Here is a 23,771-nt window from a genome sequence, read left to right as displayed (position 1 = left end):
GTATCGCATGCGGTTCGATCGACGTTCGCTGATGGCTGGTGCCGCGGCGCTGGGTGCCGCCGCCGCGCTGCCGGGTGCGGCGCGCGCGGCCACTGCCTTCACGAGCAAGCGCCCGCCGGTCGCCAAGCGCCGCTTCGTCAGCAAGGCGGTGGAGGCGGAGATCGCGCGGGTGAAGGCGCGCATCGCCGATCCCGAACTCGCCTGGCTGTTCGAGAATTGCTACCCGAACACGCTCGACACCACGGTGGAGATCGGCACGCTCGACGGCCGGCCCGACACCTTCATCATCACCGGCGACATCAACGCGATGTGGCTGCGCGACAGCTCGGCCCAGGCGCAGACCTATGTCCATCTCGCCGGCCAGGATCCGGCGCTGCGCCAGCTGTTCGTCGGGCTGATTCAGCGCCAGGCGCGCTGCATCCTGGTCGACCCCTATGCCAATGCGTTCGAGAAGGACCCCAAGGCCAAGTCGAGCCTCGAATGGTCGCAGGTCGACGTGACCGACATGAAGCCGGGCGTCGCCGAGCGGAAATGGGAAATCGATTCGCTCTGCTACACGATGCGGATCGCGCACGCTTATTGGACGCACACGCGCGACAAGACACCGTTCGACGATCTCTGGTCGCAGGGCGCCAAGCTGGCGGTCGCCACCTTCCGCGTGCAGCAGCGCAAGGAAGGGCCGGGTCCCTATCACTTCCAGCGTCAGGCGGTCGCGCCGACCGATAGCGTGCCGATGGGCGGCTATGGCGCGCCGACGCGCAAGATCGGGCTGATCCACTCGATGTTCCGCCCCTCGGACGATGCCTGTGTCTATCCCTTCCTGATCCCGTCCAACCTCTTCGCGGTATCGGCGTTGCGCAAGGTGGCCCAACTCCACCGCGAGACGCGCGGCGACGAAGCGGCGGCGAAGGATGCCGAGGCGCTCGCCGACGAGGTGGAGAAGGCGCTGCACGAACATGCGCTGGTGCCGGACGGCAAGGGCGGCAAGGTCTGGGCCTATGAGATCGACGGCTTCGGCAACTGGATCTTCATGGACGACGCCAACGTCCCCAGCCTCTCCGGCCTGGCGATGATCGACGCCGCGCGCCGCGACGATCCGCTGTTTCGTCGCACCGCCGATCTCGCCTGGAGCGATCGCAACCCGTATTATTTCGAGGGCAAGGCGGCGAAGGGCATCGGCGGGCCACATATTGGGCTCGACATGATCTGGCCGATGTCGATCATCACCCATGCGCTCAACAGCGACGACGATGCCGTGATCGCCCAGTGCCTGACCTGGCTGAAGACCACGCATGGCGGCACCGGCTTCATGCACGAGAGCTTCAACAAGGACGATCCCGCCAAGTTCACCCGTGCCTGGTTCGCCTGGACCAACGGGCTGTTCGGCGACCTGATCCTCGACCTCGAGCGGCGCCGCCCCGCGCTGCTCGCCCGCACCTACTGATCCCTTTGCTTCCATGGAGCCGATGCCGATGACCATCGCCACACGCCGCCAACTCCTGCTGGGCAGCGGCACCGCCGCGATCGCCGCCGCGCTGCCGCGCACCGCCTGGTCCGCCGCCTTCGAGGCCGCACGGCCCGATCTGTTCATCGGTACCGGCGGGCACGGCCACACCTTCCCCGGGCCGGCGCTGCCCTTCGGCATGGTCCAGCTCGGGCCGGATACCGACAACAGCCGCTGGGATGCCTGTTCGGGCTATCACAAGGACGATGCCACGCTCCTGGGCTTCTCCCATACGCATCTGTCCGGCACCGGCATCGGCGACATGCTCGACGTGCTGGTGGTGCCGCGCCGCGGTCCGCTCAAGCTGACCCCCGGCACGCTGGAAAAGCCCGAGGGCAGCTATCGCCAGCGTTATTCGGACGAGCATGCCGAGCCCGGCTATTACCGCGTCCGACTGGAATCGGGCGTGCTCGCGGAGCTGACCGTCACCGAGCGCACCGGCCAGCATCGCTACACCTTCCCCAAGGGCGAGGGGCATATCCTGATCGATTTCGCCCATGCGATCATCGACAGCTGGGACAAGGGCACGCTGGTCGAGGACGCAGCGCTGGCGCTTTCGCCGGACGGGCTGCTGACCGGCAGCCGCAAGGTCAATCGCTGGGCCAAGGGGCGGCACATCCACTTCGCGATGCAGCTGTCGCGCAAGCCGAGCCGCGTGCAGTTCTTCGGCGATGACGACGTGCCCGCGCCGGCCGGCGCGACGGGCGTCACCGGCAAGCGGCTGAAGGTCGCCTTCTTCTTCGACGATGCGGGCGCCGCGCCGATCGAGATCAAGACCGGCATCTCGGCGGTCGACGTCGCGGGCGCCAAGGCGGCGCTCGTGGCCGAAGCGCCGGGCTGGGCGTTCGACGCTACCCGCGCGGCGGCGGCGCGGACCTGGTCGCGCGAACTCGACTGCATCCGCGTCGAGGGCGGCACGCCCGCGCACCGCACGATCATGGCGAGCGCGCTCTACCATGCCTCGCTGTCGCCGACACTCTTCACCGATCGCGACGGCCGCTATGTCGGCCTCGACCGGCAGGTCCACCAGGCGCCGGCCGACGCGCCCGCCTACAGCACCTATTCGCTATGGGACACCTACCGCGCGCTGCACCCGCTGCTCACCCTGATCCGCCCGGACATGGCGGCGCGCTTTACCCAGGACCTTGTCCGCCAGACCCAGCAGAGCCCCTATGGCCCGCCGGTCTGGCCGCTCCAGGGCGTCGAGACCGCGTGCATGATCGGCTGGCACGCCGTGTCGGTGCTCGCCGAGGCGCGCAACAAGGGCATCCAGGCCGATTATGCCGCCGCCTGGCCCAAGATCCGCGCGCGTGCCTTCGACCGGACCTTCCCGGACATCGACAGCACGCTGGGCCGCGGCTTCTACTACGACCTCGGCTATGTGCCGGCCGACAAGATCTGGGAATCGGTCAGCCGCACCCAGGAATATGCCTATGACGATTGGGCGATGGCGGTGCTCGCCGAAGCGGCCGGCGCGCACGACGATGCGGCGGCGCTGCGCAAGCGCGCGCAGAACTATCGCAACGTGATCAGCACCGAGATCGGCTTTGCGCGGCCGCGCTTTTCCGACGGCAGCTGGTGGAAGGACTATGACCCGATCCAGCTCGGCCACAACCCCGACAAGCAGCGCGATTATACCGAAGCCAATGGCTGGCAGGCGACCTTCCTCAACCAGCATGACGTCTACGGCCTGATCGAGCTGTTCGGCGGCGACGCGAAGTTCGAGGCCAAGCTCGATGCGCTGTTCACCGCGCCCTCGACGCTGCCCAAGAACGCGCCGCCGGACATTTCCGGCCTGGTCGGCCAGTACGCGCATGGCAACGAGCCCAACCAGCACGTCGCCTATCTCTATGCCTATGCCGGCGCGCCGTGGAAGACGCAGGCGATGGTCCGCCGCCTGTGCAACGAGATGTACAAGGCCGATCCGGACGGCGTGATCGGCAACGACGATTGCGGCCAGACCAGCGCCTGGTTCATCCTCAGCGCGCTCGGCTTCTACCCCGTCGATCCGGTGAGCGGCGTCTATGTGTTCGGCTCGCCGCTGTTCGATCGGGCCGAGATGCAGCTGGGCGGCGGGCGGACCCTGCGCATCCGCGCGGTCGGCAATGCAGCGGACCGGCCCTATGTCCAATCCGTTACCTGGAACGGCAAGCCTTGGACCCGCAACTGGATCGGTCATGCCGATCTGGCACGCGGCGGCGAACTGGTCTTCACCATGGGGGCCAAGCCGTCCGGATTCGGCGCTGCCAAGGCGGATCGGCCGCCCTCCTATGGACGCCTCGCGGGCTGAACAGACTTTGCGGGGAGCCCACATGCTCCCCGCAAAACGTTTGCGCTAAAACCAGAATGTAACCTTTCGGCAACGCATCGCAAAATATCGCAATCAAATTTCCTTTTTCGGTAACCAGGATGTTGCCGGGATGAAACCAGCATGACACCTTCTTGACACCAGGCCCGGTAAGGCGGGTCGGGACCCCAGACGCGAGCATCGCGCAGCCGCGCTCCCCCGAGCGTGGCGGTCCCGATCGGCCGGATGTCCCGAGGCCCTGGTCAGCAAGAGGGGACTTGTTCATGATGCTACGGGGAGTTTGGGCCAGCAGCTGTTGCGTGGCCGCGTTGATGGCGGCGCCTGCCGCCGCGCAGACCAATGACAATCCGCCGGTCTCGATCGGCGACCCGGTCGCCTCGGCGAAGTTGGCCGACGAATCGGACCAGGACGCAGCCGGCGGTCCGATCGTCGTCACCGGCACCCGCATCGTGCGCCCGAACAACCGTTCGGCCGCGCCGATCGTCACCACCACCGCTGCCGAGATCGCCGCGCAGGGCGCGACCACGATCGAGGAAGTGACCAACCGCCTGCCGCAGGTGCAGGTCAATTCCGAGCAGAATTTCAGCGACTCCGAAGGCCGCCAGCGCATCAAGCTGCGCAGTCTGGGCTATGAGCGCACGCTGATGCTGATCGACGGCCTGCGCATCGGCCTGCCCAACTCGGTCGACGTCGGCATCATCCCGAACGCGCTGGTCGATCGCATCGACGTGCTCACCGGCGGCGCCTCGTCGGTCTACGGGTCGGACGCGGTCGCGGGCGTGGTCAACTTCGTCATGAAGAAGAACTTCACCGGCATCCGCATCGACGGCAACTACAGCTTCTTCAACCATAACAACCGCAGCAGCGCGGTGACCGATGCGGCAGAGCGCGCCGGCTTCAACGCCCCGCTGGGGATGAAGAACGACGGCGGCCGTGCCGACGTCAGCATCGCGGCAGGCACCAACCTGTTCGACGGCCGCGTCAACATCTCGGCCTTCGCCGACTATCGCCAGTCGAGCCTGGTCCGCCTGCGCGACCGCGCGAACGCCACGTGCGAAGTGGTGACTAGCAGCCGCACCTCGCCGCTCGCCTGCTCGCGCGCGACGTTCACGCCGGCGGGCACGATCATCCCGCAGTCGGGCGCCAGCGCCGGCCAGGTGCTGGTCAACAATCCGAACGGCAACGGCACCTTCATTCCGATCAACAGCGGCGGTCCCGGCAGCTCGGCCAATCCGTATGATGACTGGGCCTTCCAGCGGCCGTTCCACCGCGTCAACGCCGGCGGCTTCCTGACCGCGCAGCTCGACGATCACATCGAGCTGTACAGCAACGTGCTGTGGTATCGCGACAAGTCGTACAACACCCAGCTGAACCGCACGTTCAACTTCGGCGCCTATGGCACCACCCCGTTCCAGGTGAATTGCGATAACCCGTTCCTCTCGGCCTCGCAGGCCCAGACCCTGTGCGGACCGAATGCGGGCCTGGCGGGCCAGTACGCGCCGATCGACGTGCGCTATCGCTTCGATTCCCAGCCGCTGGTGCGCCAGGAGTACATCAACGCCGGCTATCGCATCGTCGCAGGCCTGCGCGGCCGGGTGCTCGACAATGCCTGGTCCTATGACGTGGCCGGCATGCTGTCGCGTGCCCAGCTCGACACGATCGATCTGCCACGCGCGCGCTACGCCAGCATCAACCGTTCGCTCGACGTGGTGAACGTGAACGGCCGACCGACCTGCCGCTCGGTGGTCAACGGCACCGATCCCGCCTGCGTGCCGTTCAACGCCTTCGCGCCGTTCAACAATGATTCGGCGCTGAACAACTATCTGTTCGGCGGTGCGACCGGCGGCATCGCCAAGCGCATTCCGCGCCTGATGCAGTTCCTTGGCACGGTGAGCGGCGATCTCGGCAAGTACGGCATCACCTCGCCCTTCGCCGAGCAGGGCATCGCGATCGCGATCGGCGCCGAATATCGCGACGAGATGGATCGTACCGACTACAACGAGGTCTTCCGTCAGAACAACAGCAGCGGCGCCAACGTTCGCGCCACCCAGAACATCCTGGAAGGCAACATCGAAATCCAGGCGCCGCTGGTCGAGCGCCAGTCCTGGACGCACCTGCTGCAGCTGAACGGCGGCTATCGTCTGTCCAAGTACAACCGCCTGGACGACAAGTTCGGTACGTGGAAGATCGAAGGCATCTGGGCGCCCGTCGAGGACATCACCTTCCGCGCCTCGATCAACAAGTCGCAGGCGGCGCCTGGCGTCGGTGCGGCGGCCAATGCGTCGAACATCTTCTGGAACCAGGGCTTCTACGCGGATCCCTGCGCCCCGCAGATCAATGCGTCGAACCCGAACGGCCCGCGCGTCGCGCCGTCCTGGACGCCGCAGCAGTGCGCGAATACGGGTCTGCCAACCAACCTCTACAACAGCGCCACGCTGATCTGCCCGAACGATGCCTGCACCGTTCGCGAAGGCGGCTTCGCGTTGCGGCCAGAAACGGCTTATGGCAAGACGTTCGGCGTGGTCCTCCGCCCGCGCTTCGTGCCGGGCCTCACCGTGTCGGTCGATCGCTGGCTGATCGATCTGGAAGACCAGCTTGAGTTCTTCAACCCGCTCGACTGGCTCAACGGCTGCCTCACCACCGGTAACGACTATTATTGCCGCGGCATCAAGCGCAACGCCGACGGCACGCTGTCCAGCTCGCCGACGACCAGCCCGGCGACCGGCTGGGTTTCGCGTGGGTCGACCAACGGCTACAAGTCCAAATCGCATGGCTGGGACTTCCAGGGCCAGTATAATGTCGGCCTGGGCGGTGTCGGTTCGCTCGACATGAGCTTCAACGGCACACTGATGACGCTGGTTGGCAGCCAGGGCGCGCCGACCATCACGCCGCGCGACTGCACCGGCTATTTCGGCAGCGGTTGCGGCGAGAGCATGCCGACCTGGGCGCACCAGTTCCGCACCACCTGGATGGCGCCGAGCCGCATCGTCAGCGTGTCGCTCAACTGGCGTCACCGCAGCGGCATGCCGATGACGGCCTACGCCCCCGCCAGCACCGGCATCCCGGCACTGCCGGAAGCCGACAAGCGCGATGCCTATCCGGGCATCAAGGCCTATGACTGGTTCGACCTGGCGCTGACCTTCGACATCAACAAGCGCATGACGTTCCGTCTTGCCGCCAACAATATCTTCGATCGCGACCCGCCGATCGTGCCGGACAGCCGCAGCCGTATCGGCCTGCTGCGCGGCAACACGATCATGGGCTACGACCTGCTGGGCCGCCAGCTGGTCGCGGGTGTCTCGCTGCGCCTGTAACGAAACTGCAGCCTTCCCCCCGGAGATTCGTCTCCGGGGGATTATACCCGACGGGGCATCACCCCGCGACGGCCGACCTCGGCAGTCCGAACCGCACCAGATTCCGCGCAGCCCGTCGGCGTCGCTGGCCGAGCTCCGGCGAGGCCGCGGCGCACTGCGCCCGATTGGCGGCGGCCCTGTGGCCCGGATGCGTCCTCGTGCGTTACCGCCGAATGCCTATGACGATCGAACGCCTGCAGCAGCAGATGGATGAAGCCGTCGCCGCTCTCGATTTCGAGACCGCGCGACGATGCCGGGACATGATCAGTGCGATGCGCGCCGGCGCCACCGCCGCGGAGGCGGCGGCGTCCGATTTTGCCGGCCTGCAGCGCCAGACACCCGGCGCCATGGGCTTGGGAACAAGCCAACAAAAGGTGATACCGCCGCCGGGATGGAGCCCGCCGCCTCGGCCCGATCCGATGACTGCGCGGCGTTCCCGGCGGGGTCGCGGCCGCACCCGCTGACGCGGCCGACGGTGCTATCGGCGCGGAATGGACGCGCTGGAGTTTGCCCTTGCATGCTCGCGGGCCTGCCGGTGGAACGGTGTCCGCCCGGGGCCGGGCCTCAGTCTACCCAGTCGAGCCCGATTTCGCGGTACAGGCCGCGATCTTCCTCCCACTTGGGATTGACCTTGACGTGCAGGTACAGGTGCACCGGCACGCCGAGCAGCTTCGCGAGCTCGGCGCGGGCGCGGCTGCCGATTTCCTTGAGGCGCTGGCCGCCCTTGCCCAGCACGATCGCCCGCTGAGTGTCGCGCGCCACGAGGATCTGCTGGTGGATCTCGACCGAGCCGTCCGCCCGCTCGCTATACTTCTCGGTCTCGATCGCGCTGGCATAGGGCAGCTCGGCATGGAGCTGCAGGTAGAGCTGCTCGCGGGTCACTTCGGCGGCGAGCATGCGATCGGTCGCGTCCGAGACCTGGTCCTCGGGGAAATGCCACTCGCCCTGCGGCATCGCGCCGGCGAGCGCGGCCTTGAGTTCGGGGACGCCGTCGCCGGTCTGGGCCGAGACGAAATAGGTCTCGTCGAACGCCAGCGCCTCGTTGAGCTTGGCGGCATGGCCGAGCAGGCGCGGCTTGTCGGCGATGTCGACCTTGTTGAGGATCAGGATCTTGCGCCCCTTGCGGCCGCGCAGGCTGTCGATCACCGCATGGACCTTGGGGCCGATACCGCCCTTGCCGTCGACGACCAGCGCGACGAGATCGGCGCCATCGGTGCCGTCCCACGCCGCTGCGACCATCGCTCGGTCCAGCCGCCGCTCGGGTTCGAAGATGCCGGGGGTGTCGACCAGGATGATCTGGGTGTCGCCTTCGATGGCGATGCCCATCACGCGCGCGCGCGTCGTCTGCGCCTTGGGGCTGACGATGGCGACCTTCTGGCCGACCAGGGCATTGACCAGCGTCGACTTGCCGGCATTCGGCGCGCCGAGGATCGCGACGACGCCGCAGGATTGGGGGGTGGTGGGTTCGGTCATGGGTTCCGGTTGTACTGGGGAATGGGGGCGGGGGCGAGGGGGCTGTTCGAGGCCGAAAACCCGTCATCCCGACGAAAGTCGGGATCCATTGCCCTCACCGGCTCGGCTCGAGCCATGGCGTAGAAGCTACTGGATCCCGGCTTTCGCCGGGATGACGAAGATTGAGGGGGCGCTTTGTTCAGCCGCCCAGCTTGGCCAGCAGCGCCGCTGCCGCCGCGGTTTCGGCTTCCTGCTTGTTGCTGCCCTCGGCGCTCGCTTCGGCGAGCTTGCCGATCGACACCTTTACCGTGAAGCGCGGCGCGTGGTTGGGGCCGGAGCGGTCGAGGATTTCATATTCGGGCGGACGGCGGTTGCGCGCGGCAGCCCATTCCTGGAGCGCCGACTTGGGATGCTTGGGCGCCTTGGCGTGTTCGTCGATCCGGTTGCCCCAGGCCTTGCGGACAAAGGCGCGCGCGGCGTCGAGCCCGGCCTCGCGATACCAGGCGCCGATCAGCGCCTCCATCACGTCGCCCAGCACATTGTCGCTGTCGGCGGCGCCGTCGTCGCGCGCCTGCTTGCCGAGGCGGAGATGCGGCACCACGCCCAGCTCGCGCGCGACATCGGCGCAGACCGGGCCGGTCACCAGCGAGTTGAGCCGACGCGAGAGCGCGCCTTCTGGCTCCTCCGGGAACCGCTCGAACAGCCATTCGGCGACGATCAGCCCCAGCACCCGGTCGCCGAGGAATTCGAGCCGCTGGTAGTTGCCGGCGGCCTGGCTGCCATGGGTCAGCGCGCGCTGGAAGGCCGGCAGGTCTTTGGCGGGGCGGCCGAACGTCTTTTCGACCCAGCCGCCCAGATCGGGCACGCTCAGAAGCCTTCTCCGATCCGGCTCCACCGCGCCGCGGTGAACCAGGTCCAGGGGAGGAACCAGTTGGCACCGCCGTCAGTCGACCAGAAGTTCACCACCGCCTTGCCCTCGATATTCTCGATCGGCACGAAACCGATGCCCGAGCCATAGGGCGGCTGCTGGAAGCGGCTGTCAGTGGAGTTGTCGCGGTTGTCGCCCATCAGGAACACATGGCCGGCGGGGACGGTGAACACCTGCGTGTTGTCCTGCGGCAGATTGTCCTGATCGAGCACGTTATACTGCTTGCCGTTGGGCAGCGTCTCGCGGAACTGCGGGATGCGGCAGATCGGTGCGCCCTTGGCGTCCGCGGTCTGGAACTGCGTCGGGCAATGGGTGAAGTTCGGCGTGATCGGCAGCACGAAATCGGCGATGCGCTGCTTGGGCACCGGCTTGCCGTTGAGGATCACCTGGCCGTTGACCATCTCGATCGTGTCGCCGGGCAGGCCGATGACGCGCTTGATCCAGTCCTCGCCATTATGGTTCGGTGCCTTGAACACCACCACGTCGCCGCGGGCAGGATCGCGCGGCAGGATGCGGCCCGGGATCAGCGGCAGGCTCCACGGCAGCGAGTGCTTGGAGTAGCCATAGTTCCACTTGGTGATGAACAGATAGTCGCCGATCAGCAACCGCGGCAGCATCGACTCGCTCGGAATGCTGAACGGCGAGAAGATGAAGCTGCGCACCACGAACACGATCAGCGCCAGCTTGAGCAGGAAGGTGGCGAGGTCCCGCCACTCCGACTTCGGCTTTTCCGGCTTTGGGCCAGGCGCTTGCACGTTTTCGGGGCGCGAGGCGACGGGTTCGGTGGAGGCGGGCGTTTCCATGGGCACTGCTCTGCTAGGGCGCGGCGGGGAGGTCAAGCGGCGGAATGAGGCTGGAATGGGCCGGTGCGGGACGATAGGGGAGCGCTGCCACCAAGGAGATGAACATGGCCTTGCCCGACTGGACGCCGATCCAAGCCCTTCCCCAGACCAAGCTCACCGACCTGTTCGCTGCCGACGCCGAGCGGCTGTCGCGGCTGAGCGTCGATGTCGCCGGCATCCATTTCGACTGGTCCAAGACGCACCTGACGGCGGAGGCCGTGTCGGCCTTCGCCGCGCTGGCGCAGCAGATGGACTTCGCCGCCAAGCGCGACGCGCTGTTCGCCGGCGAGGTTGTCAACGTAACCGAAGGCCGCGCCGCCGAGCATACCGCCGAGCGCTATGAGGGCGCGCCCGAGAGCGTCGCCCGCGCGCGTTCGCAGCACGAGCGGATGCGCGCGCTGATCGATGCGATCGAGGCCGAGGCGCTGGGGCCGATTCGTCATATCCTCCACATCGGTATCGGCGGCTCCGCGCTGGGTCCGGACCTGCTGGTCGACGCGCTGGGTCGCGACATGGACCGCTACGACGTGGCGATCGTCTCCAATGTCGACGGCGTGGCGCTCGAAGACGCGATGGACGCGTTCGATCCGCAGGCGACGCTGCTGGTGATCGCCAGCAAGACCTTCACCACCACCGAGACGATGCTCAACGCGCAGAGCGCGCTTGCCTGGATGGCCGAGGGCGGCGTCGAGGATCCCTATGGCCAGGTGGTGGCGCTGACCGCTTCCCCCGACAAGGCGGTGGAATGGGGCGTCGACGAGACGCGCGTGCTGCCCTTCTACGAGAGCGTCGGTGGCCGCTATTCGCTGTGGTCGTCGATCGGCTTCCCGGCGGCGCTGGCGCTGGGCTGGGAGGCGTTCGCGGAACTGCTCGAAGGTGCGGCCGAGATGGACCGCCACTTCCGCCTGACCGATCTTTCGCAGAACGCGCCCGCGCTCGCGGCGTTCGCGGACCTCTATTACACCCAGGCGCGCGGCTGCGAGACCCGCGCGACCTTCGCCTATGACGAGCGGCTGAAGCTGCTGCCGAGCTATCTCCAGCAGTTGGAGATGGAATCGAACGGCAAGCGCGTCACGGCGCAGGGCGAGGTCGTGACCTACCCGACCTCGGCGATCACCTGGGGCGGCGTCGGCACCGATGCGCAGCATGCGGTGTTCCAGCTGCTCCACCAGGGTACGCACCTCGTGCCGCTCGAGTTCGTCGGCGTGATCGAGGCCGGCGACGCGCTGGCGCCGGAGCATCACCGCCAGCTGCTGCTCAACATGTTCGCGCAGGGCGCGGCGCTGATGGCCGGCAAGGGGCATGAGGATCCCGCACGCAGCTATCCGGGCGATCGTCCGTCGTCGACGCTGCTGCTCGACGCCGTCGACCCGCGCACGCTGGGTGCGCTGATCGCCTTCTACGAGCACCGGGTGTTCGTGAACGCGGTGCTGCTCGGCATCAATCCCTTCGACCAGTTCGGCGTCGAGCTGGGCAAGGAAATGGCCAAGGCGGCGGACAAGGGCGGGCTGGACTTCGACCCCTCGACCAACGACCTGATCCAGCGGGCGTTCGGCGCATGAGCGGCGAAGAAGAATATGTGTACGACGAGCCGAGCGGGGAGTGGATCCCCGCCGCCGAGGCCGCGGCCAAGGCTGCGGCCGCCGATACGGTGGAGGTGCGGGACTCGGTCGGCAACCTGCTGCAGGATGGCGACCAGGTGACGCTGATCAAGGACCTGACCGTCAAGGGCGCCGGCCAGACGCTCAAGCGTGGCACCTTGATCAAGTCGATCCGCCTGACCGGGGACGCGCAGGAAATCGACTGCAAGTTCGACGGCATCAAGGGCCTCGTCCTCCGCGCGGAGTTCGTCCGCAAGCGGTGAGCTCCGTTCCTTTCCCGCTTGCGGGAGAGGCTGGGGGAGGGGCCAACGTGGCGGCTCATGCCGTTACGGCGCAGTCCGCACCTGCCCATCCCCTCCTCCGACCCCTCCCGCAAGCGGGAGGGGAGCGATGGCGAGAGCGGTCGCACTCTTGTTTTCGGGCGCCGCACCCTATCTTCCTTCTCGACCCCTTCTTCCGGCCCCTCGCGCCGGCACACCTCCGGAGTGAACCATGTCCGACTATGACTTCGACCTGTTCGTGATCGGCGCGGGCTCCGGCGGCACGCGCGCTTCGCGCATGTCGGCGGCGTACGGCGCCAAGGTTGCGGTGGCGGAGGAATATCGCGTCGGCGGCACCTGCGTGATCCGCGGCTGCGTGCCCAAGAAGCTGCTCATCTTCGGCGCGCATTTCGCCGAGGATCTGAAGGACGCGCGCCGCTTCGGCTGGGACGTCCCCGATTGCCGCTTCGACTGGCCGACGCTGCGCGACAACGTCCTCGCCGATGTCGACCGGCTCAACGGCCTCTACACCCAGGGGCTGGAGAATAACGGCGTCACCATCTTCCACGAGCGCGCCACCATCACTGGCCCCAACGAGGTGACGCTGGCTAGCGGCAAGGTGGTACGCGCCAAGACGATCCTGATCGCCGCCGGTGCGCATCCGCACGTGCCGAGTTTCCCCGGCAGCGAGCATGGCATCACCTCGAACGAGGTATTCCATCTGGAGACGCTCCCCAAGCGCGTGCTGATCGCTGGCGGCGGCTATATCGCCAACGAGTTCGCCGGCATCTTCAACGAGTTCGGCTCGAAGGTGACGCTGGTCAACCGCACCGACGTGATCCTGCGCGGCTATGATGCGCAGGTCCGCGACCGGCTGCTCCAGATCTCGATGACAAAGGGCATCGAGTTCCGCTTCTTCGCCGAGTTCGAGAAGATCGAGAAGCAGGCCGATGAGAGTCTGCTGGTCTCGATGAGCGGGCATGATCCGATCGAAGTCGATTGCGTGCTGTTCGCCACCGGGCGCGTGCCCAACACGAAGGGGTTGGGCCTCGAGACCGTCGGCGTCGAGCTGAACGAGCGCGGTGCGATCAAGGTGGATGCCGATAATCGTAGCACGGTCGAGAGCATCTATGCGGTCGGCGACGTGACCGATCGCGTGCAGCTGACCCCGGTGGCGATCCGCGAGGGCCAGGCTTTTGCCGACACGCTGTTCGGCGGCAAGCCGCACCAGGTCGATTATCACTGCATTCCGAGCGCGGTGTTCAGCCACCCGCCGATCGCCTCGGTGGGCATGACCGAGGGCGAGGCGCGCAACAAGCTCGGCTCGGTGAAGGTCTATACCTCGGACTTCCGCGCGATGAAGAACGTGCTCGCCGGGCGGCACGAGCGCGCGCTGTACAAGATGATCTGCGACGGCGTGACCGGCCGGGTGGTGGGCCTCCACATGATCGGGCCGGATGCGCCGGAAATCCTCCAGGCGGCCGCGGTGGCGGTGAAGGCCGGGCTGACCAAGGATGCGTTCGACGCCACCGTCGCGCTGCACCCGACCATGGCCGAGGAACTGGTGCTGCTGAAGTAAGGGGCGCGCGCCTCCCCAGGGGGAGGCGCTTCCCTCAGGCCTCGTGGCGCAGGATCGCGTCGCCCGAGCCCGGCTGTGCGCCTGCCTTGCGCGACAGCCAGATCGTCGTGGCGAGATCCCAGGTGACGTTGCCGACGGTGCGCATGATGTCCGGCAGCGTCTCCACCGCGACCAGCAGGCCGAGCGGCGTGATCGGCGCACCGATCGTAGCCGCGACGGGCGAGATCGCGCTGACATAGCTCACCGTGCCCGGCAGCGACACCGAGCCCAGCGAGGTCAAGGTGGCAACGACGGCGCCCACCAGCAGAGTCGCCGGGTGCAGCGGCACGCCGAACCATTCGGCGACGTAGATGGCGACGGCGAAGTTCATCGCCGGGCCGGTCGAGCGGAAGATCGCCACCGCCAGCGGCATGGTGACGCCCGAGACCGCGACCGGCACGCCGACCTCTTCCGCGCCCTCGATCATCACCGGCAGCGTGGCGAGTGAGGATTGGGTGCTGAGCGCCACCGCCTGGCTGGGAAGTGCCGCGCGGAACATGCGGCCCAGCCCGATGCGGCCACCGAGCACGGCGGCGGGGTAAGCGAACAGCGTCACCACCAGCCCGACCGCCGAGACGATCAGGATGTAGTGGAACAGCGCGCCGAACGCGCCGGTGCCCGCCTTGGCGCCGACCACCAGCGCTAGCGCGAACACGCCGACGGGGCCGATCCACAGCACCCAGTCGATCACCACCAGCATCACGTCGCGCACCGCGACGAAGAAGTTGGTGAGCAGCGCGCGCGATTCCGCCGCGACCCGGGTGATCGCGAAGGCGAAGACCAGCGAGAAGATGATCAGCGACAGGAAGGCGTTCTCGGCTGCCGCCTTGACGATGTTGGCGGGAATGATCGCGGCGAGGAACTCGCCCAGCGGCGGCACCGGGCCGATCTTCTCGGCACCGGTCAGCGCGGCGCGCAGGCTGGCGGCGGATTCCTGCGGTAGCGGCGCGATCTTGAGAAACAGCGGGGTCAGCACCGCGGCCAGCAGCGCCGAGCAGAACAGCAGCACGACATAGAGCGCGATCGCCCGGCCGGCGAGGCGGCCGGCGGCGGCGGCCTCGGCGGTGGCGGTGACGCCGGTGATCAGCAGCGCGACGACCAGCGGCACGATCGTCATCTGCAGGCCGTTGAGCCATGCTTGGCCGACCGGCTGTGCCCAGCCGGCGATCGTCAGCCCCCATTGCGGAGAAAAAGCCGCCAGCGCGGCGCCGGCCGCGAGCCCGGCCAGCAGGGAAAGAAGAATACGGGTAGGTTGCGACATGCTCGCCCTTTGAGGTTTTCGCCGCTATCACAGCACGCACACAACGCCACAAGGGCGCGAGATCGAGACGCATGGCAAGAAAATATTTCGGCACGGACGGCATTCGCGGCGCAACGAACCTCGCACCGATGACGGCGGCGATGGCGATGAAGGTGGGGATGGCCGCCGGCGCGCACTTCCGCCGCGGCGACCATCGGCATCGGGTGGTGATCGGCAAGGACACCCGACTTTCCGGCTATATGCTCGAAAATGCGATGGTTGCCGGCTTCACCAGCGTCGGCATGGACGTGGTGCTGGTCGGCCCGATGCCGACCCCGGCCGTCGCGATGCTCACCCATTCGATGCGCGCCGATCTGGGCGTGATGATCTCCGCCAGCCACAATCCCTATGCCGACAACGGCATCAAGCTGTTCGGCCCGGACGGGTTCAAGCTTTCCGACGCCGATGAGGAGGCGATCGAGGCGCTGATCGACGGCGACGTGCCGCTGGCCGCCTCCGCCGATATCGGCCGCGCCCGCCGCGTCGAGGACGCGCGCGGCCGATACATCCACTTCGCCAAGTCGACCTTCCCGTCGGACCTGACGCTGGACGGCCTCAAGGTCGTGGTCGATTGCGCCAATGGCGCGGCCTATCAGGTCGCTCCCTCGGCGCTGTGGGAGCTTGGCGCCGAGGTCGTCTCGATCGGCGTCAGCCCCAACGGCAAGAACATCAACGACGGCGTCGGCTCCACGGCGCCGCAGGTGCTGAGCGAGACGGTGGTCGGCTCGGGCGCGGCACTGGGCATCGCGCTCGACGGCGATGCCGACCGGCTGATCGTGGTGGACGAAACCGGCACGGTGATCGACGGCGACCAGCTGATGGCGCTGATCGCCACCGGCTGGGCGCGGCAGGGCAAGCTCGCCGGGGGCGGGCTGGTCGCCACCGTCATGTCGAACCTGGGGCTGGAGCGGCACCTCGCCGCGCAGGGCCTGGGGCTGGTGCGCACCAAGGTGGGCGACCGCTATGTGCTCGAGAAGATGCGCGGTTCCGGCTACAATGTCGGCGGCGAGCAGAGCGGGCACATCATCCTCTCCGATTATGCGACCACCGGCGACGGGCTGGTCGCGGCGCTGCAGGTACTCGCCGAGATCGTCCGCGCAGGCGCGCCGGCGAGCGAGGTGCTCCACCGTTTCGAGCCGCTGCCCCAGCTGCTCAAGAACGTCCGCTTCGCCGGGGGCAAGCCGCTGGACGACGCGCGCGTGCAGGACGTGATCGCCGCCGCCGAGGCCGAGCTGAAGGGCCGCGGCCGCCTGGTGATCCGCGCCTCGGGTACCGAGCCGGTGATCCGCGTCATGGCCGAAGGCGACGACAAGGCGCAGGTGGAAGCGGTGGTCGACCGCGTATGCGATGCGGTGCGCGTCGCGGCAGGGTGATCGGCCAGGCGTCGCCGAAGGGTAGCTTCATGGATCGCTCGCCGCACATATTGGGCGCCGCGTCGAATTTGCTCGGTATCGCGCTGCTGATCATCACCGGCCTCAAGCTGACCAAGGTTGCCGATCAAACGATGGCCGACGAGGTGGCCATGGGCGCGTGCCTCTGCTTCGCCAGCAGCTGCCTGCTCTCCTATCTCGCGATCCGCTCGCCCGAGGCAACGCGGACGGAGGACATCGCCGACAAGGCATTCCTGTGCGGGCTGGGGGCGCTGCTGGTCGCGGTGCTGATCGTCGCCTTCAACCCGCCGCGCTGAGCGGCGCTTGCCTCCCGCGGCAAGGTGACTAGAAGGTTGGCCGATGCTGGAAATGCGGCCCGATTGCGAACGCTGCGGCGTCGACCTCCCCGCCGATGCCGGCGGCGCGTTCATCTGCTCGTTCGAATGCACCTTCTGCGCCGAATGCGCCGATGACATGGACGAGCGCTGCCCCAATTGCGGCGGCGAACTGCTCGATCGCCCCGCCCGCGTCGGCGACGCGCTGCGGCGACATCCGGCATCCACCGAGCGCAAGCACAAGGGATAAGGCCATGGGCGCACGCGTGCTGATCATTGCAGGCTCGGATTCCGGCGGCGGCGCCGGGATCCAGGCCGACATCAAGACCGTCACCATGCTCGGCGGCCATGCCATGACCGCGATCACCGCGATCACGGCGCAGAACACGGTGGGCGTGCAGGCAGTGCATCCGGTGCCGACCGACATGGTGATCGCGCAGATCGACTCGGTGGTGCGCGACATCGGTGTCGACGCGGTGAAGATCGGCATGATCGGCTCGGCGCGCACGGCGCTCGCAGTGGCGGAGCGACTGGACGAGCTGCCCGGCGTGCCGGTAGTGTTCGATCCGGTGATGGTTGCGACCAGCGGCGCCCGGCTGGCGGACGAGGCGACCGTCGCCGCGTTCGAACGGCTGATGGACCGCGCGACGGTGGTGACGCCGAACCTGCCCGAACTGGAGGCGCTGGGCCGCGATCCGCAGGAGATCGTCGCGGCGCATGGCTGCGCGGTGCTGGTGAAGGGGGGGCACGGCGAAGGGCCCGAGGTGGTCGACACGCTCTACTCCGTCGATCCGGAAGATCCGCCGCAGATCGAGTGGCGCGACCCCAAGATCGATACCGAGAACACGCATGGCACCGGCTGCACCTTGGCCTCCGCCATCGCCTGCGGGCTCGCCTGCGAATGGGACCTGCCCGAGGCGGTCAGCCGGGCACGCCGCTTCGTGCGGATTGCGATGCGCGAGGCCGAGGGGCTGGGGCGCGGGCATGGGCCCATGGCGCAGCAGGCGGTGCGGCTCGACCTCAACATGAGCTTCTTCGAGCCGATGCTGAACCAGGTGACGGTGCCGGCCAGGGATCTGGCCGCCAGCGAGCGCTTCTACCGGCTGCTCGGGCTGCGCCAGGTGGTGCGCGCCTCCCCGCGCTACGCCCGGTTCGAGACCGAGGGCGGCGCGACCTTCTCGATCGCCACCGACGAGGCGTATACCGCGCCGGTCGTCTATTTCGAATGCGGCGATCTCGACGTGACCGTTGCCTATCTCCAGCAGCAGGGCTTTCGCTTCGAGCAGGAGCCCCAGGACGAGAAATGGGGCTGGCGCGAGGCACGGCTGCGCGATCCTGCCGGCAATGCCGTTCGTCTCTATCAGGCTGGCGAGATGCGCCGCTTTCCGCCATGGCGCATTGAAGACGATGCCTGACCTTAGCTACGAAACCCGTTATTTCCAGCTCCATGCCGGCCCGGTCGCCGGGGTGGACGAGGCCGGGCGCGGTCCGCTGGCCGGGCCGGTGGTTGCCGCCGCCGTCGTGCTGGACCCGGATTGCATCCCCGAAGGCATCAACGATTCCAAGGCGCTGACCGCGGCCAAGCGCGCGCGGCTATGCGAGGAACTGCTTGCCTGCGCGAAGGTGGGCGTCGGCATTGCCAGCGTCGAGGAGATCGACCGGCTCAACATCCTCTGGGCCACGATGCTGGCGATGACGCGCGCGGTGGAGTCTCTCGGCTTCCCCCCGGCCTTCGTGCTGGTCGACGGCAATCGCTGCCCCAAATGGCATCATCGCAGCGAGGCGGTGGTCAGCGGCGACGCGCTCTGCCTGTCGATCGCCGCGGCCTCGATCGTCGCCAAGCATCGCCGCGACTGCATGATGGTCGAGCTCGACGCGCAGTTTCCCGGCTATGGCTGGGCGTCGAACAAGGGCTATGGCGGCAGGGCGCACCAGGAGGCGCTGCGCGCGCTGGGGCCGACCCCGCACCACCGCCGCAGCTTCGCGCCGGTTGCGCAGGCGCATCTCGATTTCGGGCCGATCGCGGCGGAGTAATCTCCCGGACCGTCGTTTCCTTACCCCCCGTCATTCCGGCGAAAGCCGGAATCCATTCGCCTCTTCGTTGCAGCAAGAGCCGCGCCGTAGGCCCCAATGGATCCCGGCTTTCGCCGGGATGACGGCCGGAGGAGTGCGCTCCACTTATATCGATCACCCGGCAAATTTTGCCTAGTACGCCCAAAGGCCCCGTCGCCGTCCTATGATGTTGGGATAGCAGCGGGAGGAAAGCGGGCATGGCGTATATGGGCAGCTTGATACGGGGGACGACCGGCGGGTTTCAGCCGGCAACGCGCTACGACCCGGTGCTGGCCGAGCTGCTCCGCGAGGCGATCATCGGCCCGGCCAGCTTCCACGAGATGGCGGCGATGGTGCGCTACGCCGAATCGCGCGGGCTCGGCGCGATCCGCTTTCGCTTCGATGACGATGCCGCGCTGACCGATCCCACCCATCCGCTGCATATCGCCTTTCTCGAGACGCTGCGCGACCCCGTGCTGGCCAGCGACTATGCCGATCTCGGCGAGATCGCGCCGTGGCGCGAGCGCGCGCTGGCGGTGCGGCTGCCTTCGGACATGCTGGGCGCGCGGGCGAGCCGCAAGGCGGTCCGGACCGCGATCCTCGCCACAGGAACCTCCTGGGAGGTCCGGGTGGCGCTATGCGTTGCCGCCCGCATCCGATTCGGCGGCGAGGCCGAATGGTTCGGTCGCGAGGCCCAGGCGCTGTACGAAATGGGCCTGTTCACCCAGGCCCGCGCCCGGCTTGCGGCGAGCGTCGCCGGCGGCGGCGAGGCCATTGCGATCGGTTGAATCGTTTGCGGAACGTTCCAGCTTATCCACAGGCCGGGAAAATTTTCACTGGCCAGGAACTGAGTCTTTTGGGCCACACCCACCAGCGCTTGGGCCTGTGGATAACTTCTTGACTCAAGATATGGCGGGTGCCGAAATGTTCCGCCGCGCCAAGCATCTGCTTCGGGTCACCGCCCGGCGATCCCCCCTCTTGACGGAGGAGTCGCTCGGCCCCGAATAGGGGTGCCTTTTGAGCGAAGGGGCAATGATTCATGGGCGTGCTGGAGAAGGTCAAACGGGCGGGTGTGCGCGTCGCGAAGCAGGCGCCGGCCGTGCTGCCGCTGGACACGATCCTGCGCCAGGATTGCATCGAGGCGATGCGCGGGTTGCCCGACAAGTCGATCGACATGATCTTCGCCGATCCGCCGTACAACCTGCAGCTGGGCGGCGACCTCAACCGTCCCGACGGCAGCCATGTCGACGCGGTGACCGACGAGTGGGACAAGTTCGACAGCCTCGCGGCCTATGACAAGTTCACCCGCGAATGGCTGGCGCAGGCGCGCCGGATCCTGAAGGACGATGGCACGATCTGGGTGATCGGCAGCTACCACAACATCTTCAAGGTGGGCTCGGCGATCCAGGACCTGGGCTTCTGGATCCTCAACGACATCATCTGGCGCAAGGCCAACCCGATGCCGAACTTCAAGGGCACCCGGTTCACCAACGCGCACGAAACCCTCATCTGGGCGTCGAAGGGCGAGAAGTCGCGCTACACCTTCAACTATCGCTCGATGAAGACGCTCAACGACGAACTGCAGATGCGCAGCGACTGGGAATTCCCGATCTGCAGCGGGCAGGAGCGGCTGAAGAAGAACGGCACCAAGGTTCACCCGACGCAGAAGCCCGAGGCGCTGCTGTACCGCGTGCTGCTGTCCTGCACCAAGCCGGGCGACGTGGTGCTCGATCCGTTCTTCGGCACCGGCACCACCGGCGCGGTGGCCAAGCGCCTCGGCCGGCGCTGGATCGGCATCGATCGCGAGGGGGTGTACGTGGAAGCGGCGCTGGAGCGCATCGCCGCCGCCCTGCCGCTCGACGAAAGCGCGCTGCAGACGATGCAGGCCCCCAAGGCCGCGCCGCGCGTGGCGTTCGGCCAGCTGGTCGAGAATGGCTATCTGGCGCCAGGCACCGTGCTCAGCGACCACAAGGCGCGCTGGCGGGCGACGGTGGGCGCGGACGGCTCGCTCAGCTGCGACGGGCAGGCGGGGTCGATCCACAAGCTGGGCGCGACGCTGCAGGGCGCGCCGAGCTGCAACGGCTGGACCTTCTGGCATTACGAGGACCAGGGCGGCCTCAAGCCGATCGACGCGCTGCGCCAGACCTATCTGCTCGCGACCCAGCCGTAACCAGCGTTTCCTCTCCCTCCCTCTCCCGTTGGGGAGAGGGGCATGATGGCTTCCCTCGTCGTACGCGTGCCGGTAGCACGGCAAGATGCCCGATATTCCCTCCGCCGCGCGCCTCTACCTCCGCCCAATCCAGTTCGTCGACACGCCGATCGGCCGCGACGGCGAGGTCGCGCGGCTGGCCGGCGGGCTGCTGTGGTTCTTCGCCTATGAACTGATCGCGGTGGAAAATGGTCGGCGGATCCTTCAGCGCACCCTCTCCATCGCCGAGGCCGAGGCCGATCCCCGCCTTGCCCCCATTGCCGCGCGCATCACCGCGCCCCGTCCGCCGCTGGTCCTCGGCCCGCGCACGCTGCGCTTCGACCAGCCGCAGGTGATGGCGATCCTCAACATGACGCCGGACAGCTTTTCCGACGGCGGCAAGCATCTCGGCGATCCCGCCGCAGCCGCGCAGTCGGGCGTCGACATGAGCATTGCCGGCGCCGCGATCCTCGACGTGGGCGGCGAGTCCACCCGCCCCGGCGCGGAGACGGTGTGGGAAGGCGACGAGATCGCCCGTGTCGTGCCGGTGATCGAGCGGCTGGCGGCGAGCGGCGCGGCGATCTCGATCGACACGCGCAAGGCCGCGGTGATGGAGGCGGCGCTCGCGGCGGGCGCCCATATCGTCAACGATGTCTCGGCGCTGCTCTACGACGATCGCGCACTGGAGGTGGTTGCGCGTGCCGGCTGCCCGGTGGTGCTGATGCATGCCGCCGATCCGAAGCATGGCGCCAAGGGGAAGGGCGCCTACGCCGACGTGCTGGTCGACGTCTATGACTGGCTGGAGGCTCGCGTGGAGGCAGCGGTTGCCGCGGGTGTCGATCGGTCGCGCATCGTCGTGGATCCCGGCATCGGCTTCGGCAAGACGCTCGCCGACAATCTCGCGCTGATGAACGGCCTGGCGCTGTTCCACGGCCTCGGCTGCCCGATCCTGCTGGGGGCCAGCCGCAAGCGGATCGTCGGCGCGCTCGCCAGCGAGGCGCCGGCCGAACGGCGGCTGGGGGGCTCGCTGGCGCTGGCGCTCAAGGGCGCCGGGCTCGGCATGCAGCTGCTGCGCGTCCACGACGTGTTCGAAAGCGTCCAGGCGCTGCGGGTGTGGCGCGGCATGCAGGACGCCGCGCTCACCGGTCCTCACGCGGCGGTCTGATCAATTCCCAGCTCGCCGAGCTTCCGGTAGAGCGTCGAGCGGCCGATGCCGAGGCGGCGGGCGACCTCGGTCATCCGGCCGCGATAATGGCCGATCGCCAGCCGGATCACATCGGCCTCGATTTCGTCGAGCGGGCGCAGATTGCCGTCCGGGCGGAACAGCGTGATGCCGCCCATGCCCGACTGGTTGGCGACCGGACCCGACGTCATCGGCTTGCCCAGCGCGATCTGGGCGATCTGCGGGAAGTCGTCCCGGGTCAGCCCTTCCTCGTCGCAGAGCACCGCGGCGCGGAACAGCGCGTTCTGCAGCTGGCGGACATTGCCCGGCCAGTCATAGGCGGTGAGCAACTGCAGCGCGTCCTCGCTGATGCCGAGGGGGCGCAGGCCCGGCTGTTCGGCGATGCGCGCGAGCAGGTGGCGGACCAGCGCGGGGATGTCGCCGGCGCGTTCGCGCAAGGGAGGGATCGTCACCTGGACGACATTGAGGCGGTAATAGAGGTCCTCGCGAAACCTTCCCGCTTCCACCTCGGCGAGCAGCGGCACGTTGCTGGCGGCGACCACCCGAACATCGACCTCGCGCGGGTGGCGCGCGCCGAGCGGCTGGATCTCGCCGGTCTGCAGCATGCGCAGCAACTTGACCTGCGCCTCGAGCGGCATCTCGCTGACTTCGTCGAGGAAGATGGTGCTGCCGTCGGCATCCTGGAGACGGCCGACCTTGCGCTCGAAGGCGCCGGTAAAGGCACCCTCCTCATGGCCGAACAGCTCCGATTCGACCTGGTTGGCTGGGATCGAGCCGCAATTGACGCAGATGAGTTCCTTGCGCGCGCGCGGCGAGGCACCGTGGATCGCCTCCGCCACGACATGCTTGCCGACGCCGCTCTCGCCTTCGATCAGCACCGGCACGCGCGCGCGCGCTGCTTTGGCGGCGACCGCCAGCGCGGCGCGGAACTGCGGGGCCGAGCCGACGATCTCGGCGAACCCCAGATTGGCGGTGAGCTTCTCGGTGAGCGGACGGAGCTCGCCGGCGCTGCTGCCGCCCATCGCGCTCTCCAGCGCGGCGAGCAGCCGTTCGGAGGCGATCGGCTTGACCAGGAAGTCGCTGGCCCCGGCGCGCATCGCACCGACCGCGGCGGCGACCGAGCCGTTGGCGGCGAGCACCAGGATCGGCATGTGCGGGCGGCGGGCGCGCAGCTCGGCGATCAGGATCGCGGCATCGGCATCGGAAGCGGGATGGTCGAGCAGGATCGCGTCGACCGCGAGGCCGTCGGGCGTCCCCAGCGTCGCCAGCGCGCTCTCCGCATCGTCGGCGAAGATCGTCCGCCAGCCACGGCGCGAGGCGATCGCGGCCACCAGGCGCCGCTGCGCCGGTTCCGAATCGATCAGCAACAGAAGACGTTGCCCGTTGCGCGTCATGCCGACTCCAGTCCCAAATGTCCCGTTTCGAGCCGCATCGGTTAGACCAGATGCGTAAAGTTCGGCTTAAGCAGGGCCGAAAC

The 23,771-nt window shown here is 67.9% G+C and carries 20 protein-coding genes; 15 read left to right on the top strand and 5 right to left on the bottom strand.

Going from position 1 to position 23,771, the window contains the following annotated elements:
* Window positions 1-7: 7 nt before the first annotated feature.
* The 4 genes from GGR89_RS00815 (at window position 8) to GGR89_RS00800 (ending at window position 7,629) form a co-directional block, all read left to right on the top strand.
* Window positions 8-1,444 (top strand): glycoside hydrolase family 125 protein, encoded by a 1,437-nt coding sequence (locus GGR89_RS00815; RefSeq protein WP_125975499.1) that lies wholly within the window; start codon window positions 8-10, stop codon window positions 1,442-1,444.
* 28 nt (window positions 1,445-1,472) lie between these two features.
* Entirely contained in the window at window positions 1,473-3,794 is a 2,322-nt protein-coding gene (locus GGR89_RS00810) for a GH92 family glycosyl hydrolase (protein ID WP_126002353.1), read from the top strand.
* 317 nt (window positions 3,795-4,111) lie between these two features.
* Window positions 4,112-7,126: a TonB-dependent receptor plug domain-containing protein gene (locus GGR89_RS00805; protein WP_241217942.1), complete on the top strand. Its 3,015-nt coding sequence runs from the start codon at window positions 4,112-4,114 to the stop codon at window positions 7,124-7,126.
* A gap of 212 nt (window positions 7,127-7,338) precedes the next feature.
* On the top strand, window positions 7,339-7,629 hold the full coding sequence (locus tag GGR89_RS00800; protein ID WP_125975503.1) for a UvrB/UvrC motif-containing protein: 291 nt from the start codon (window positions 7,339-7,341) through the stop codon (window positions 7,627-7,629).
* A gap of 100 nt (window positions 7,630-7,729) precedes the next feature.
* Here the strand turns inward: GGR89_RS00800 and era are convergent, their stop codons facing one another.
* The 3 genes from era to lepB all read right to left on the bottom strand — a co-directional run bounded on the left by era (window position 7,730) and on the right by lepB (window position 10,348).
* Window positions 7,730-8,638, bottom strand: coding sequence for a GTPase Era (era, locus tag GGR89_RS00795; protein WP_126002352.1), 909 nt, complete (start codon window positions 8,636-8,638; stop codon window positions 7,730-7,732).
* Between the two features lie 178 nt (window positions 8,639-8,816).
* Window positions 8,817-9,482 carry a ribonuclease III gene (gene rnc, locus GGR89_RS00790; protein ID WP_126002439.1) on the bottom strand — a complete coding sequence of 222 codons (666 nt, stop codon included), beginning with the start codon at window positions 9,480-9,482 and terminating at the stop codon, window positions 8,817-8,819.
* 2 nt (window positions 9,483-9,484) lie between these two features.
* Window positions 9,485-10,348 carry a signal peptidase I gene (lepB, locus tag GGR89_RS00785; RefSeq protein ID WP_206431239.1) on the bottom strand — a complete coding sequence of 288 codons (864 nt, stop codon included), beginning with the start codon at window positions 10,346-10,348 and terminating at the stop codon, window positions 9,485-9,487.
* A gap of 104 nt (window positions 10,349-10,452) precedes the next feature.
* Between lepB and pgi the strand changes: the two genes are divergently transcribed.
* The 3 genes from pgi (at window position 10,453) to gorA (ending at window position 13,827) form a co-directional block, all read left to right on the top strand.
* A complete protein-coding gene (gene pgi, locus GGR89_RS00780) occupies window positions 10,453-11,949 on the top strand; it encodes a glucose-6-phosphate isomerase (RefSeq protein ID WP_125975505.1) in 1,497 nt (498 codons plus the stop codon).
* Window positions 11,946-12,251: an alkylphosphonate utilization protein gene (locus GGR89_RS00775; RefSeq protein WP_125975507.1), complete on the top strand. Its 306-nt coding sequence runs from the start codon at window positions 11,946-11,948 to the stop codon at window positions 12,249-12,251. Before pgi ends, GGR89_RS00775 begins: the two co-directional genes overlap by 4 nt.
* 229 nt (window positions 12,252-12,480) lie before the next feature.
* The gene (gene gorA / locus GGR89_RS00770) at window positions 12,481-13,827 is read left to right on the top strand and encodes a glutathione-disulfide reductase (protein WP_125975509.1); all 1,347 of its coding nucleotides are present in this window, start codon (window positions 12,481-12,483) and stop codon (window positions 13,825-13,827) included.
* A 34-nt stretch (window positions 13,828-13,861) separates the two neighbouring features.
* On the opposite strand, the gene GGR89_RS00765 is transcribed toward gorA, so the two are convergent.
* Window positions 13,862-15,127, bottom strand: coding sequence for a dicarboxylate/amino acid:cation symporter (locus tag GGR89_RS00765; RefSeq protein ID WP_125975511.1), 1,266 nt, complete (start codon window positions 15,125-15,127; stop codon window positions 13,862-13,864).
* Between the two features lie 71 nt (window positions 15,128-15,198).
* On the opposite strand from GGR89_RS00765, the gene glmM reads away from it, so the two are divergent.
* The 8 genes from glmM to folP all read left to right on the top strand — a co-directional run bounded on the left by glmM (window position 15,199) and on the right by folP (window position 22,276).
* Complete coding sequence (gene glmM, locus GGR89_RS00760) at window positions 15,199-16,539, top strand: phosphoglucosamine mutase (RefSeq protein ID WP_125975513.1); 1,341 nt, start codon at window positions 15,199-15,201, stop codon at window positions 16,537-16,539.
* Between the two features lie 29 nt (window positions 16,540-16,568).
* Complete coding sequence (locus GGR89_RS00755) at window positions 16,569-16,853, top strand: hypothetical protein (protein ID WP_125975515.1); 285 nt, start codon at window positions 16,569-16,571, stop codon at window positions 16,851-16,853.
* Window positions 16,854-16,896: 43 nt separating this feature from the next.
* The gene (locus GGR89_RS00750; RefSeq protein WP_125975517.1) at window positions 16,897-17,121 is read left to right on the top strand and encodes a DUF1272 domain-containing protein; all 225 of its coding nucleotides are present in this window, start codon (window positions 16,897-16,899) and stop codon (window positions 17,119-17,121) included.
* 4 nt (window positions 17,122-17,125) lie between these two features.
* On the top strand, window positions 17,126-18,286 hold the full coding sequence (gene thiD / locus GGR89_RS00745) for a bifunctional hydroxymethylpyrimidine kinase/phosphomethylpyrimidine kinase (protein ID WP_125975519.1): 1,161 nt from the start codon (window positions 17,126-17,128) through the stop codon (window positions 18,284-18,286).
* Window positions 18,279-18,905, top strand: coding sequence for a ribonuclease HII (locus GGR89_RS00740; RefSeq protein WP_125975521.1), 627 nt, complete (start codon window positions 18,279-18,281; stop codon window positions 18,903-18,905). Before thiD ends, GGR89_RS00740 begins: the two co-directional genes overlap by 8 nt.
* A gap of 236 nt (window positions 18,906-19,141) precedes the next feature.
* On the top strand, window positions 19,142-19,711 hold the full coding sequence (locus tag GGR89_RS00735) for a hypothetical protein (RefSeq protein WP_125975523.1): 570 nt from the start codon (window positions 19,142-19,144) through the stop codon (window positions 19,709-19,711).
* A 251-nt stretch (window positions 19,712-19,962) separates the two neighbouring features.
* The gene (locus GGR89_RS00730) at window positions 19,963-21,093 is read left to right on the top strand and encodes a site-specific DNA-methyltransferase (protein WP_125975525.1); all 1,131 of its coding nucleotides are present in this window, start codon (window positions 19,963-19,965) and stop codon (window positions 21,091-21,093) included.
* Between the two features lie 85 nt (window positions 21,094-21,178).
* Entirely contained in the window at window positions 21,179-22,276 is a 1,098-nt protein-coding gene (gene folP / locus GGR89_RS00725) for a dihydropteroate synthase (protein ID WP_125975527.1), read from the top strand.
* On the opposite strand, the gene GGR89_RS00720 is transcribed toward folP, so the two are convergent.
* The gene (locus tag GGR89_RS00720) at window positions 22,261-23,688 is read right to left on the bottom strand and encodes a sigma-54-dependent transcriptional regulator (RefSeq protein ID WP_125975529.1); all 1,428 of its coding nucleotides are present in this window, start codon (window positions 23,686-23,688) and stop codon (window positions 22,261-22,263) included. The two genes, folP and GGR89_RS00720, sit on opposite strands and share 16 nt — an antisense overlap.
* Window positions 23,689-23,771 lie beyond the last annotated feature (83 nt).

The sequence above is a fragment of the Sphingomonas trueperi genome, assembly GCF_011927635.1.
GTDB classification, from domain to species: Bacteria; Pseudomonadota; Alphaproteobacteria; order Sphingomonadales; family Sphingomonadaceae; genus Sphingomonas; species Sphingomonas trueperi.
The sequence above is the reverse complement of the archived record's forward strand: the minus strand, read 5'-3'. Positions and strand labels throughout refer to the sequence as shown.

Excerpts from the sequence above, each read along its gene's own strand:
- GGR89_RS00810 (WP_126002353.1), top strand. The coding sequence starts at position 1,473 with ATGACCATCGCCACACGCCGCCAACTCCTGCTGGGCAGCGGCACCGCC.
- GGR89_RS00750 (WP_125975517.1), top strand. The coding sequence starts at position 16,897 with ATGCTGGAAATGCGGCCCGATTGCGAACGCTGCGGCGTCGACCTCCCC.
- thiD (WP_125975519.1), top strand. The coding sequence starts at position 17,126 with ATGGGCGCACGCGTGCTGATCATTGCAGGCTCGGATTCCGGCGGCGGC.
- folP (WP_125975527.1), top strand. The coding sequence starts at position 21,179 with ATGCCCGATATTCCCTCCGCCGCGCGCCTCTACCTCCGCCCAATCCAG.
- GGR89_RS00720 (WP_125975529.1), bottom strand. The coding sequence starts at position 23,688 with ATGACGCGCAACGGGCAACGTCTTCTGTTGCTGATCGATTCGGAACCG.
- gorA (WP_125975509.1), top strand. The coding sequence starts at position 12,481 with ATGTCCGACTATGACTTCGACCTGTTCGTGATCGGCGCGGGCTCCGGC.
- pgi (WP_125975505.1), top strand. The coding sequence starts at position 10,453 with ATGGCCTTGCCCGACTGGACGCCGATCCAAGCCCTTCCCCAGACCAAG.
- GGR89_RS00755 (WP_125975515.1), top strand. The coding sequence starts at position 16,569 with ATGGATCGCTCGCCGCACATATTGGGCGCCGCGTCGAATTTGCTCGGT.
- GGR89_RS00740 (WP_125975521.1), top strand. The coding sequence starts at position 18,279 with ATGCCTGACCTTAGCTACGAAACCCGTTATTTCCAGCTCCATGCCGGC.
- GGR89_RS00730 (WP_125975525.1), top strand. The coding sequence starts at position 19,963 with ATGGGCGTGCTGGAGAAGGTCAAACGGGCGGGTGTGCGCGTCGCGAAG.
- GGR89_RS00775 (WP_125975507.1), top strand. The coding sequence starts at position 11,946 with ATGAGCGGCGAAGAAGAATATGTGTACGACGAGCCGAGCGGGGAGTGG.
- GGR89_RS00735 (WP_125975523.1), top strand. The coding sequence starts at position 19,142 with ATGGCGTATATGGGCAGCTTGATACGGGGGACGACCGGCGGGTTTCAG.
- glmM (WP_125975513.1), top strand. The coding sequence starts at position 15,199 with ATGGCAAGAAAATATTTCGGCACGGACGGCATTCGCGGCGCAACGAAC.
- era (WP_126002352.1), bottom strand. The coding sequence starts at position 8,638 with ATGACCGAACCCACCACCCCCCAATCCTGCGGCGTCGTCGCGATCCTC.
- GGR89_RS00800 (WP_125975503.1), top strand. The coding sequence starts at position 7,339 with ATGCCTATGACGATCGAACGCCTGCAGCAGCAGATGGATGAAGCCGTC.
- GGR89_RS00765 (WP_125975511.1), bottom strand. The coding sequence starts at position 15,127 with ATGTCGCAACCTACCCGTATTCTTCTTTCCCTGCTGGCCGGGCTCGCG.
- lepB (WP_206431239.1), bottom strand. The coding sequence starts at position 10,348 with ATGGAAACGCCCGCCTCCACCGAACCCGTCGCCTCGCGCCCCGAAAAC.
- GGR89_RS00815 (WP_125975499.1), top strand. The coding sequence starts at position 8 with ATGCGGTTCGATCGACGTTCGCTGATGGCTGGTGCCGCGGCGCTGGGT.